General features: G+C 73.2%; 9 protein-coding genes. 1 reads left to right on the top strand and 8 read right to left on the bottom strand.

Features of this window, described 5'->3' with window-relative positions:
• Nucleotides 1-31: 31 nt before the first annotated feature.
• Nucleotides 32-979, bottom strand: coding sequence for a non-homologous end-joining DNA ligase (ligD, locus tag ACZ7OU_RS31420; RefSeq protein WP_470244055.1), 948 nt, complete (start codon nt 977-979; stop codon nt 32-34).
• A 41-nt stretch (nt 980-1020) separates the two neighbouring features.
• On the opposite strand from ligD, the gene ACZ7OU_RS31415 reads away from it, so the two are divergent.
• Nucleotides 1021-1857, top strand: a complete 837-nt coding sequence (locus ACZ7OU_RS31415) for a PHP domain-containing protein (protein WP_470257977.1) — start codon at nt 1021-1023, stop codon at nt 1855-1857.
• 8 nt (nt 1858-1865) lie between these two features.
• Here ACZ7OU_RS31415 and ACZ7OU_RS31410 read toward each other — a convergent pair whose 3' ends face one another.
• The 7 genes from ACZ7OU_RS31410 to ACZ7OU_RS31380 form a co-directional block, all read right to left on the bottom strand.
• Entirely contained in the window at nt 1866-3905 is a 2040-nt protein-coding gene (locus ACZ7OU_RS31410) for a DHA2 family efflux MFS transporter permease subunit (RefSeq protein ID WP_470257976.1), read from the bottom strand.
• A gap of 81 nt (nt 3906-3986) precedes the next feature.
• Nucleotides 3987-4823, bottom strand: a complete 837-nt coding sequence (locus ACZ7OU_RS31405; protein ID WP_470257975.1) for an SDR family NAD(P)-dependent oxidoreductase — start codon at nt 4821-4823, stop codon at nt 3987-3989.
• 39 nt (nt 4824-4862) lie between these two features.
• Entirely contained in the window at nt 4863-5318 is a 456-nt protein-coding gene (locus tag ACZ7OU_RS31400; protein WP_470257974.1) for a GNAT family N-acetyltransferase, read from the bottom strand.
• A gap of 44 nt (nt 5319-5362) precedes the next feature.
• Nucleotides 5363-6532: a glycosyltransferase gene (locus tag ACZ7OU_RS31395; protein ID WP_470257973.1), complete on the bottom strand. Its 1170-nt coding sequence runs from the start codon at nt 6530-6532 to the stop codon at nt 5363-5365.
• On the bottom strand, nt 6532-7338 hold the full coding sequence (locus ACZ7OU_RS31390) for an alpha/beta fold hydrolase (protein ID WP_470257972.1): 807 nt from the start codon (nt 7336-7338) through the stop codon (nt 6532-6534). The genes ACZ7OU_RS31395 and ACZ7OU_RS31390 overlap by 1 nt, the downstream gene beginning before the upstream one ends.
• On the bottom strand, nt 7335-7640 hold the full coding sequence (locus tag ACZ7OU_RS31385) for an acyl carrier protein (protein WP_470257971.1): 306 nt from the start codon (nt 7638-7640) through the stop codon (nt 7335-7337). The genes ACZ7OU_RS31390 and ACZ7OU_RS31385 overlap by 4 nt, the downstream gene beginning before the upstream one ends.
• The gene (locus tag ACZ7OU_RS31380) at nt 7637-11920 is read right to left on the bottom strand and encodes a beta-ketoacyl synthase N-terminal-like domain-containing protein (RefSeq protein WP_470257970.1); all 4284 of its coding nucleotides are present in this window, start codon (nt 11918-11920) and stop codon (nt 7637-7639) included. The genes ACZ7OU_RS31385 and ACZ7OU_RS31380 overlap by 4 nt, the downstream gene beginning before the upstream one ends.
• Nucleotide 11921 lies beyond the last annotated feature (1 nt).

Raw genomic sequence — 11921 nt, 5'->3', positions numbered from 1 at the left:
GGGCAGATCCGCGAACCCGCCCGGAAATACGTCAGTCTTCGGGCGGTTCCTCGACGCCGTCGCGGTCGGCCCACTCCAGCAGCGGGTCGAGGGAGAAGACGGCGTCGTCGATGCCGGCGTGGAGGTCGCCCAGCTCGGCGAAGCGGGCCGGGACGGTGGCGATGGTGAAGTCGCCGGGCTCGGCGGCGTCGATCTCGTCCCAGCGGATCGGCGCCGACACCGTGCCCTCCGGGTTGCCGCGCACCGAGTAGGCACTGGCGACGGTGTGGTCGCGGGCATTTTGGTTGTAGTCCACGAACAGCAGCCGCGGGTCGCGGTCCTTGCGCCACCAGGTCGTCGTGACGTCGTCCGGGGCCCGGCGTTCCACCTCGTGCGCGAAGGCCAGCGCCGCGCGCCGGACGTCCTTGAAGCCCCAGTTCGGCTCGATCCGGACGTAGATGTGCAAGCCGCGGCCGCCCGACGTCTTGGGCCAGCCGACCGCGCCGAGCTCGTCGAGGATCTCGTGGGCAACGTGCGCGACCCGCCGGACGCGGTCGTAGCCGCAGTCGGGCATCGGGTCGAGGTCGATGCGCCACTCGTCCGGCTTCTCGGTGTCGGCGCGGCGGGAGTTCCACGGGTGGAACTCCACTGTGGACATCTGCACCGCCCACGCGACGTGCGCCAGCTCGGTGACGCACAGTTCGTCGGCGTGCCGGTTGTAGCGCGGGAATGTCACCCGGACGGTTTCCAGCCACGGCGGCGCGCCGTTCGGGACGCGCTTCTGGTGGACCTTCTCCCCCGCCACGCCGGACGGGAAGCGGTGCAGCATGCACGGCCGCTCGCGCAGGGCGTTGACGATGCCGTCGCCCACGGAAAGGTAGTAGTTGACCAGGTCGAGCTTCGTCTCGCCGCGGGCCGGGAAGTACACCCGGTCCGGGTTCGAGATCCGCACCGTGTGCGGGCCGACCTCGAGCTCCACCGCCGCCGACTTCTGTGCCATGCCCCAGACGCTAGCCCAACTCCGGCGTTACGGTGGGAATCATGAGCCTGCCGCCGGACGGTCACGTCCACACCGAATGGTCGTGGGACACGGTCACCGGCTCGATGACCGGTTCGTGCGAACGGGCGCTGGAGCTGGGGCTGCCGTCGGTCGCCTTCACCGAGCACGCGGACCTGACGCCGTGGCTGATCCCGGAGCCGGTCCGCCCGCTGCTCCCGGACCACTTCCGGGTGCGGCTGCGCGCGGACGGCGTCCTCGAGCCGCCGGATCTGGACGTCGCGGGCTACCTGGCGTGCGTCGACGAGTGCCGGTCCCGGTTCCCGTCGCTGCGGATCCTGTCCGGGGTGGAGCTGAGCGAGCCGCACTGGCATCGCCCCCGCGCCGACGCGCTGCTCGCGGCCCACGACTTCGACCGGGTGCTCGGCTCGGTCCACTCCCTGCCCGGCGACGGGCACCACCACGAGATCACCGTGATCGCGGGACGGCCGCCCGGCGAGCTCCTGCGGGCGTACCTGGCCGAGGTGCTCGGGCTGGTCGAGTCGACGGCCGACTTCGCGGTCCTCGCGCACATCGACTACGCGCTGCGCTCGTGGCCGGGCGAGGGACCGCCGTTCGCCGCGGCGGACTTCGAGGAGGAGTTCCGGACAGTGCTGCGCGCGCTGGCCTCGAGCGGCCGGGCCCTAGAGGTCAACACGAAGGTGCCGCTGCCGGGCGAGGTGGTGCGCTGGTGGTTCGAGGCCGGCGGCGACGCGGTCGCGTTCGGCAGCGACGCCCACGAGCCGGGACTGGTCGGCCATGGCTTCGCCGAAGCGGCGGCCTTGGTCGAGGGCTGCGGCTTCCGGCCGGGCCGCACACCCCACGACTTCTGGCGCCGCTGACCCGCGGGTCAGGCCAGGGCGTGCCGCCCGTGGGTCCGGACCTCCGCGCTCTGGTCCAGCAGCCTCGCGGCGACCCGGCCGATCGCCGCGTCCAGTTCGGCCCGGTTGCCCGTGCCCCAGTCGCCGAGCCGGTCCACGAGCCAGTCGTGCCACGCGCTGACCACCTTGCCGAACTCGGCACGGCCCGCGTCGGTCAGCTCCCAGTGGTCACGGGCATAACGCAGGTGACCGGTCAGCTCCAGCCGGTTGAACGCCGGTTCCAGCACCGACGCCGGCACGCCGAAGTACTCGCCGATCGCCTTGAGCGTCGCCGGCTCGCCCCGGCGCCGGCGCAGGTGGACCTGCAGCAGGCACCAGATCCCGCCCTCGTCGAGGTCCGACCCGGCCCGTTCGACGATCGCCGGGGCCACCTCGCGGCGTTCGCGGAAGAACAGCGTCGCGACGGCGCGTTCCAGCTCGCGGTCGTCCGTGCGCGCCTCCGGCATCGCGAAGCCGTCGCCGAGGTCCGGTGCCGCCGCCCGCGCCGTGTCGCGCAGCGGGACCTCCTTCAGGAAGAACGCGAGGACGAACGCGACCAGTCCGACCGGCGCCGCGGCGAGGAACACCACGTGCAGGGAATCGCTGTACGCCTGGATCACCGGCGCGGACACGGCGTCCGGGAGCGCGTGCAGGGCGGTGGGCACCTGGATCGCCCGCGGGTCGACACCCGGCGGCAACGGGTGCGCGGCCACCGCCGCGGCCAGGTTCGGCGTCAGCTGGTTGGCGTACACCGTCCCGAAGATCGCCGCGCCGAACGAGCTGCCGATCGACCGCAGGAACGTCACACCCGAGGTGGCGACGCCGAGATCGGCGTAGTCCACGGTGTTCTGCACGGCGATGGTCAGCACCTGCATGCCGAGCCCGATCCCGAGACCGAGCACCGCCATGTACGCCGACGCCTCCCAGAACCCGGTGTCGGTGTCGAGCCGCGAGAGCAGGTAGAGCCCGATCGTCATCCCGGCCGCGCCGACCAGCGGGAAGATCTTGTAGCGCCCGGTCTTGCTCACCGCGTTGCCCGCGGCGATCGACGCGACGAGCAGCGCCAGCACCATGGGCAGCAGCCGGACCCCGGACGACGTCGCCGACGTGCCCTGGACGTACTGCATGTACGTCGGCAGGTAGGACAAAGCGCCCAGCATCGCGAAGCCGACGACGAAGCTCATGATCCCGCCGACGGTGAACACCGGGTTCCGGAACAGCCGCATCGGCAGCATCGGTTCCGCGGCTCTGAGCTCCACGAAGACGAACGCCCCGAGTAAGACCACCGAGCCGATCGCCATCCCGATGATCGTCGGCGAGCCCCACGCGTACTGCGTGCCGCCCCAGCTCGTGACGAGCGTCAGGCCCGTCGCGGCGAGGCCGATGAGCAGGATCCCGGCGTAGTCGATCACCGGCTTGATCGCCGCGCGGGCGTTCGGCATCGCCGACGACGCGACCACCAGCACCACGATGACCAGCGGGATGTTGACGTAGAACGCCCACCGCCACGACAGGTGGTCGACGAAGAACCCGCCGAGCATCGGCCCGGCGACGGTCACCACGCCGAACACCGAGCCGAGGACGCCCTGGTACTTGCCGCGCTCGCGCAGCGGGACGACGTCGGCGATGAGCGCGGTCGAGGTGACCATCAGCCCGCCGCCGCCCAGGCCCTGCACGGCTCGCCAGATGATCAGCCAGGTCATGCTGTCGGCGAAGCCGGCGCAGAACGAGCCGATGCCGAACACGACCACCGACAGCTGGAACATCAGCTTGCGGCCGAACAGGTCGCCGAGCTTGCCGACGACGACGGTCATGATCGTCTCGGCCAGCAGGTAGGACGTGACCACCCAGGACAGGTGCCCGGCGCCGCCGAGGTCCCCGACGATGGTGGGCAGCGCGGTGCCGACGATGGTCTGGTCCAGCGCGGCCAGCAGCATTCCGAGCAGCACGGCGCCGAACACGGCGTTGACCCGCCCCTTGCTCAGCGGGGCGGGCCCCGGCTGGTGGGCGACCTCCGCGGTGGCCGTCATCCGCACCCTCCTCGCTCGGCCTCCGAGGCTAGTGCGCGTAGTCCACTGTGGATAGCCACCCGTTCCGGTGGTCCGGGCCGGTCAGAGTGTCCAGCGATCCGGCGGCGGTGACTCGAGGACGAGCTCGCCCTCGACCGCCGCGGCGATCTCCTCGACCGTCCAGACGTCCTGGTGCAGGACCGGCCGGATGATCGCGGGCTGCCGGACGGCGTGCAGGTGCCCGTCCGCCAGCCGCAGCACCTGCCCGGTGATCCCGGCCGAGAGGTCGCTGAGCAGGTACGTCACCAGCGGCGCCACCCGTTCCGGCGGGTGCGCGTCCGGGTTCCCGTGCGGGTCGGCGGCCATCAGCCGGGTCCAGGCGATCGGGCTGACGGCGTTGACACGGATGCCGCGTTTGGCCAGGTCGGCCGCCCACGAGTACGTCATCGACGCCACCGCGCCCTTCGACGCCGAGTAGGCGGCGGCGCCGCGCTGCCCGATCATCGACCCCGAGGTCACGTTGACGATGACACCGTTGCCCTGGGCAACCATCACCTTGGCCGCCGCCGTGCCGCAGTGCAACGGGCCGAGCACGTTGGTCTCGACCAGTGCGCGGGTCCGCTCGGCGTCGTCGTCCTCCCACGGCCGGGCGTGGTAGCCGATCGCGGCGTTGTTCACCAGGCCGTCGAGCCGGCCGAACCGGGTGCGGCACAAGGTGATCAGCTCTCGCGCGTACGCCGGGTCGGCCACCGAGCCGACGCTCACGACGGCCGTGCCGCCGTCCGCTTCGATGGCGGCGACGGTCTCGTGCGCCGGGTCCGCGTCGACGTCGTTGACGACGACCGCGGCACCGCTGCCGGCCGCGTGCCGCGCGAAGGCCCGCCCCAGGCCGCGGCCGGCCCCGGTGATGACCACGGCCCGGCTGTCCAGGATTCCCATGGTCCCAGTGTGGACCGGGAAAGGTCCGGACCGCAGCACTCAGGCCGGACGCGACAGCCGCACTTCGAACGGCCGGAAGCCCTGCGCCCGGTAGAACGCGATCCCGCCTTCGTTGCCCGCGTACGCCTGCACGACCAGTTCGTTCGCCCCCTGCTCGCGCGCCCACTCCACGAACGCGGACACGAGTTCCTCACCCACCCCTTCGCGACGCCGGTCCGCCGCGACCCGCATGCTCTCCAGCGCGGCCCGCACCCCGCCGGGACGCAGCGAGCTGGCCGGCAGCATCCGCCCGATCAGGTGGCCGGCCCCGGCCGGGGCGAGCAGGCACAGGCAGGCCGGATCCGTGACCAGGTCGCCGTAGTAGGCCGCGCCTTCCCGGGCCGGCCAGCCGAGGTCCATGAGCGGGTCGTGGCTCCCCGCGTCTTCGGCGAACAACGCCTCCGCCGACTTCACCAGTTCCGGAACGTCTTGGACGGTACACACGGAAACAGTCATGTCTTCGACCGTATCCGCGTGTTTTTTCGAAGTAAATGCCGACTTCAGAGCTTCAAATGGGCCAGGCTTTCCAGGGCGAGCTGTTCCAAATGGCCTGCCGCGGCGGCACTTCCGCCCGCCGCGTGGAACGACGTCGCGACGGTTTCCGCCGCCCGCCGGTACGACGGCTCGGTCAGGACCTCCTCGACCGCCGCGGCGATGCGGTCCGCGCCGGCCCGGCCGAACCGCAGCCGGATGCCCGCGCCCGCGGCCACCACCTGGGCCGCCACGATCGGCTGGTCGTCGCGGATCGGGGCCACCACCAACGGGATTCCGTGCCACAACGCCTCGCACACCGTGTTGTGCCCCGCGTGGCACAGCACCGCGTCCACCCGCGGCAGCAGCGGCAGCTGCGGGACCCGCGGGCGCACCAGGACGTTCGGCGGCACCGGCCCCAGCACCTCGCCGGGGTCGACGACGATCGCCCGCGCCTCCATCCCGGCGAACGCCTCCGCCGCGGTCGCGAGGAAGCTCGCCCCCGCTTCGGTGTTGGCCGTGCCCAAGGAAACCAGCACCGTCGGCCGGAGCGGGTCGAGCCACTCCCACGGGAAGTCCGTTGTGGACGGACGGGAACCCAGTGCCGGTCCGACGAGCCGCACCCGCGGCGGGAGCGCGGTCGCGCCCAGCAGCTCGCGGGTGGTGAACGCCAGCACGCCGTGCGGGGAGAACCGCGGGTCCGCCGAACCGCGGCCGCCGGCGATCCGCGTCCGCAGGCCGGCGACGAGCGAGCCCACCCACTCGGCGACCTTCGGCATGCCGGAAAGGGGGTCGATCAGCTCGGCGGACGTCGTCGCCGAGGTGACCCACGGCAGGCCGCGTGCCTCGGCCAGCAGGCCGCCGGCCAGTGCCTGCTGGTCGGCGACCACGACGTGCGGCGCGAACGCGTCGATCGCCGCGGCGACGCCCGGGGCCATCTCGTCGGCCAGCGGGACGAGGAAGTCCTCCCAGAGGAACCGCAGCGCGGCCGGTCCCTTGAGCCCGGCCGGGCGCGCGGGGGCCCCGGCCGGCAGGGCGCAGGAGAAGACGAGCGCGTCCGGGCCGGCCAGCTGCCACAGCAGCTCGTCGTGCCCGGCCCAGGCGACCTCGTGGCCGCGGGCGGCCAGTTCGGCCGCGACGCCGGCGGCCGGGTTGATGTGCCCGACCAGCGGCGGGACGACGAACAGGAACCGGGCCACTACCGCACCCGCTGCGGGACGCGCGAGGTGTCGCGAACCCAGTCGAAGATCAGGTCGATCGTCTCGGCGGTCCGCTCGACCAGCACCGAGTGGCCCTGGTCGGGCAGCACGACGCAGCGGCAGGGGTCGAGGTGCGACTCGAAGTGCGGCACCTGCTCGGCGAGGCCCGAGTCGCCGCCGAAGATCGCGAACACCGGGCAGCGCACGGCCGAGAGGTCGGCGGCGATCGTCGCGCTGCGCGGTATGTCCTCGGCGATCGTGGTGGTCTGGAGGATCTTGTTCGCCGCCTTCGACAGCCGCGCGGTGTGCGCGCCGTGGTTGTCGGCGATCCAGCCGATCACCTCGTCGATCGCGAGCCGGGTCTTGGCGTCGGCGAGCCCGTCGGCCATGTGCCGCGTCCACTCTTCGGTCGGCGGTTCGCCTTCGATCACGATGACGCTGGCGACCCGGTCGGGCCGGGCGGCGGCCAGTCCGAAGGCCACGGATGCGCCGAACGAGTTGCCGATGACGTGCACCGGCCGCGTGACCCCGCTCGCGTCGAGGACCGCGACGAGGTCGCCGACGAACTCCTCGAGGTGGTAGCCGGACGCCGGGCGCGTCGTGCGGCCGTGCCCGCGCAGGTCGTACATCAGCACGTCGAGCCCGCGTTCGGCGAACGCCGGGCCGAGGGTGAAGTAGTAGCTGGCGAGGCTGTCGGTGAGCAGCCCGTGGACGCACACGACGATCGGCGCGTCGCCGTCGAGCGGGACGTCCGGGGAGAGTCGCTGGACGTGCACGTCCAGCTCGCCCGCGCGGATCTTGCTCACGCCGTCGCCCGCAGGGAGGTCACGATGTAGCGGACCAGCTCGCCGACGGTCAGCGCGATGATCTCCTCGAGGTCGCGCTCGGCGATGAACGTCGCGAAGTTGACGCGCTCGCCGTAGTGCTCGCGCAGCTGCCCGGACAGGGCCACCAGGTCGACGCTCTCCAGCTCGAGGTCGTCGTGGAACGTCGTGTCCATGGTGATCTCGGCGTCGTCGAGGCCGTACTCCTCCAAGAGCTCCTGCAGCATCCCGCTGAGCCGCGCGAGCACGGTCGACTCGTCCGTTGCCGTGGTCTCGATGCTCATTCCGCGGTCTCCTTCATCTCTTCGGTCCAGGCGACGACGTAGTGGCGCGGTGGCGCGCCGGGCAGGCTGTCGACGTCGGCGCAGTGCACGGCGTGGTCGGTTCCGGCGGCGCGCACGGTGAGCGCGTCCGCCGCCGCGGCGACGACTTCGAAGTTCCGGGGCTCGCCGCGCAGGCCGGTGCCGAGCAGCTTCGCCACGGCTTCCTTGGCGGTCCAGAACCGGGCGAACCAGCGTTCCGGGTCGCCGGTCAGGCCGGCGAACAGGGCCTGCTCGCCGGCGCCGAGTGCGGCGTCCACAGTGGACTCCGCGCGCGGGGCGACCTCTTCGACGTCGATGCCGCAAGGTCCATTGCGGGCGATCGCCACGCCGACTTCGCCGCGGTGGGCGAGGGAAACCGTCAGCGGGGGCAGCTCACGGCCGTACGCTCCGGTCGCGTGGGGACGGCCCGCGTCGTCGTTGCCGATGCGCAGCTCCGCCGGGAACATCTCGGGTTCGCCACCGGCCCAGAGGAACTGGCGGACGGCGTCCTTCGCCGCGATCCGGCCGAGCAGCCACTGGCGCCGTCCGCGCGGCGGCCGCTGGTCGTAGGCGTCGCGCTCGGCGCCGGCGAGGTAGTTGCGCATGATCAGCTCGCGGGTCGCCAGGTCCGGCCACTGCTCGTGGACCAGCGCCCAGCCGCCCGGCTGCTCCCGCGACAGCGTCGAACGCTCCGGCGTCCGGTCGGCCTGGCGGATGTGCGGGGTGCTGTCGAACCGGCGGTCGCGCCAGCCGGTGAACTCGGCCCAGACCCGTCCGCCGTGGACGAGCTGCATGTCGGCGTCGAGGAACTCGCCGGTCAGCGCCGTGATCTTGACCAGGCACTCCAGCCGCTCCCCCGGCGCCGGCCGCGGGCCGTGGAACCGGATCTCGCGCATGCCGACCGGGAAGACGGTGGTGCGTTCGGCCAGCCGGGACATGATCCAGTAGCCGAGCACCTGGCCGACGTTGTCGAGCAGCGCGCCGGGCGCGGCCGGCGTCGTCAGCACGGCGCGGACGTGCCGTTCGCCGACCGCGGTCAGCTCGCTGACGCCCTGGAAGAGCGGGCCGTGGAACATCCAGCGTTCGTCGTACAGCTGCGCCGCCGTGGTCTCCGGCACCTGCTCGGCCGACGCCGGGAACCGCCACGGCGCGGGCGCGTCCGCCGGGTAGGCCGGGGCGAGCTCGACGGTGGCCTGGGAGTAGCCGTCGACGACCGCGAGCACGCGGCCGGGGCCCTGCGCCCGGACGCGCACGCCGACCGTGACCGCCGGCACCGCCGTGATCCACTTGGTCAGCCGGACGTCGTGCACCGCGACCGCGCGGCGGCCGGGCGCGGCCTGCTCGGCGAAGCCCATCAGGTGGTCGATCACCGTCGTCGCAGGCACGACCGGCCAGCGGTCACCCGGGTCGGCCTGGGCCGGCTGCTTGAAGAAGCAGTGGTCCAGCAGGTACGGCATGGTCTCGACGGACACGGTGAGCGTGGTGTCGAGGTCCTTCGGCGGCGGGAGCTGCTTCTTCGGGGCAGAACGGCCGGAGAGCACGGTGGACGCCAGCTCGGCGGTGTCGGCGAGCAGCGCGGCGAACTCGGCGGCGAGGGGCCCCTTGCCGGCCAGACTGTCCACAGTGGACGTCCGGGTGGCCGGCAGCGCGATCCGCGCGCGGACCTCGTCGTCGAGGGAGATCAGGCGGCCGCCGAGATCCAGCTTGACGGCCCGCTGCGGGGCCGGGCGGTCGCCGGGCAGCCGCGAGAAGTCGATGTCGGCGCCGTCGGCCCACAGCGCCGTCGCGACCCGCCGCAGCTGGGCCAGGCCGGGCCGGTGCGCGGAGTGCGCGGCCACGACGAGGTGGTCTTCGCCGTGCAGGGTGTCGCCGACCAGTGAGCCGAGCTGTCCCGCGCCGACCTGCACGAACGCCCGGAAGCCGGCCGCGTGCAGGGCGCGCACCAGCGGCCGGAACCGGACCGGTTCCAGCAGGTGCCGCACGAACAGGTCCCGGACGTCCGCTTCGGCGACCGGGTACTCCGCCACCGTGGTCGCCGACCAGATCGGCAGCGTCGGCGGGTGCAGGGTGAACCCGGCGGCCGCCTCGCGGATCGGGTCGAGGTAGGGCCGCAGCATCGGCGTGTGGAACCCGGACCGGAACGGCAGCACCTGGGCCACGATCCCGGCGTCCCGGAAGCGCGTCACGAGCGTGTCGACCGCCGCCGCCGGACCGCAGACCATGGCCTGGTTCGGTGAGTTGTCGTGGGAGAGCACGACGTCGTCGCGGCCCGCCAGCTCGTCGAGCACGCGGGGCGCGGGGGCGCCGATCGCGGCGAAGGCGAGGCCGGGGACGACGAGCGCGTCCGGGTCGAACCCGGCGAGGAACGCGTCGACCTCGGCTTCGGCGTGCAGGCCGGCGACGGCCATCGCCGTCCACTCCCCCAGGCTGTGCCCGGCGACGGCGTCCGGGGTGACGCCCAGCCGGCCGAGCGCGGAGTTCAGCAGGCGGCCCAGTTCGAACACCGCGGCACCCTGGCGGCCCACGTCGCCGACCTCGACGTCGTCGTGGTCCCACGGCAGCCCGAAGTGGCGGGCGACGTCACCGCAGTTGAGCGCCAGTTCCGACTCCAGGCCGGGGAACAGGAAGGCGACCTTGCCGCCGCCCGGCCCGAGCAGCGGGCGGTCGGCGAACCAGACGTCGTTGCGGCCGCGCCAGGGCTTCCCCCGGCCGACCGCCTTGCGGGCCAGTGCCAGCCGCTTCTCCGTTGGGTCGACGATGCCCAGCCGGACGGGACCGTCGCCGGTCCCGCGTGATCCAGGGCGGTCCAGCAGGTCGCGCAGCTCGTCGACGTTCCGGGCCGCGAGCCGCAGCACGCGTTCGGGCTCCCGGACGACGACCGGCGTCACGCGCCCGGGCGCCTGTTCGAGGACGACGTGGGCGTTGATCCCGCCGAACCCGAACGCGTTGACCCCGGCCCGGCGCACGTCGGCGTCCCACGGGCGCGCGGTGTCCAAAGTCGAGAACCGGGTCTTCGCGAGCATCGGGTGCGGGTCGTCGCAGTGCAGGGTGGGCAGCAGGACGCCGTGGTGCACGGCCAGCGCGGCCTTGACCAGGCCGGCGATCCCGGCGGCGGGCATCGTGTGCCCGATCATCGACTTGACCGAGCCGAGCACCGCGGCGCCCGCGCTGCCGAAGACCTCCGCCAAGGTCGCGAGCTCGGCCGCGTCGCCGGCCGGGGTCGCGGTGCCGTGCGCTTCCAGCAGCCCGATCGAGTCCGGCGCGGCCGGGTCCAGGCCCGCGGCCGCCCACGCCTGGCGCACCGCCCGGACCTGGCCGCCGGAGTCCGGGTTGGCCAGGCTCGCGGTGCGGCCGTCGGAGGCGACGCCGGTGCCGCTGATCACGGCGTAGACGCGGTCGCCGTCCCGTTCGGCGTCGGCCAGGCGCTTGAGCACGACGACGCCGGTGCCCTCGCCGATCAGCACGCCGTCGGCGTCGCGGTGGAACGGCCGGATGCGCTCGGACGGCGACAGCGCGCCGAGCTGCGTGAACACGCTCCAGAACGTGATGTCGTGGCAGTGGTGGACGCCGCCGGCCAACACGACGTCGCAGCGTCCGGTGGCGAGCTCCCGCACGGCGTGGTCGACGGCGATCAGCGAGGACGCGCAGGCGGCGTCCACGGTGTACGCGGGACCGCGGAGGTCGAGGCGGTTGGCCAACCGCGACGCGGCGAGGTTGGGCACGAGCCCGATCGCGGACTCGGGGGCTTCCGGGCCGAGCTGGTCGGTGAAGGCCTGGCGGACGGCGTCGAGCCGTTCTTCGTCCAGGTCCGGCAGCAGCTCGCCGAGCGTGCGGACGAGCTGGCTCGCGGTCCGGACGCGCTGGTCGAGCCGGACCAGCCCGGGCGTCAGGTAGCCGCCGCGCCCGAGCACGACGCCGACTTTCGCCCGGTCCGCGGGCAGGCGGCCGGGCCCGCCCGCGTCCGCGATGGCCTGCGCCGCGACCCGCAGCGCGATCAGCTGGTCGGGTTCGGTGGCGGACACGGAGTTCGGCATGATCCCGAACCCCGTGACGTCCACTTCGGCCAGTTCGTCGACGAACCCGCCGCGCCGGCAGTAGACCCGGTCGGCGCGGCGCTCGTCCGGCGCGTAGTGGACCACGTCCCACTTCTCCGGCGGCACCTCGGTGATCGCGTCGACGCCGCCGGCGAGGTTGCGCCAGTACGCCGCGAGGTCGGGGGCGCCGGGCAGCAGAACCGACATCCCCACGATCGCCACGCGCATG

Source organism: Amycolatopsis sp. NPDC114505, assembly GCF_055633615.1.
The sequence above is the reverse complement of the archived record's forward strand: the minus strand, read 5'-3'. Positions and strand labels throughout refer to the sequence as shown.

Excerpts from the sequence above, each read along its gene's own strand:
- ligD (WP_470244055.1), bottom strand. The coding sequence starts at position 979 with ATGGCACAGAAGTCGGCGGCGGTGGAGCTCGAGGTCGGCCCGCACACG.
- ACZ7OU_RS31410 (WP_470257976.1), bottom strand. The coding sequence starts at position 3,905 with ATGACGGCCACCGCGGAGGTCGCCCACCAGCCGGGGCCCGCCCCGCTG.
- ACZ7OU_RS31385 (WP_470257971.1), bottom strand. The coding sequence starts at position 7,640 with ATGAGCATCGAGACCACGGCAACGGACGAGTCGACCGTGCTCGCGCGG.
- ACZ7OU_RS31415 (WP_470257977.1), top strand. The coding sequence starts at position 1,021 with ATGAGCCTGCCGCCGGACGGTCACGTCCACACCGAATGGTCGTGGGAC.
- ACZ7OU_RS31400 (WP_470257974.1), bottom strand. The coding sequence starts at position 5,318 with ATGACTGTTTCCGTGTGTACCGTCCAAGACGTTCCGGAACTGGTGAAG.
- ACZ7OU_RS31405 (WP_470257975.1), bottom strand. The coding sequence starts at position 4,823 with ATGGGAATCCTGGACAGCCGGGCCGTGGTCATCACCGGGGCCGGCCGC.
- ACZ7OU_RS31380 (WP_470257970.1), bottom strand. The coding sequence starts at position 11,920 with ATGCGCGTGGCGATCGTGGGGATGTCGGTTCTGCTGCCCGGCGCCCCC.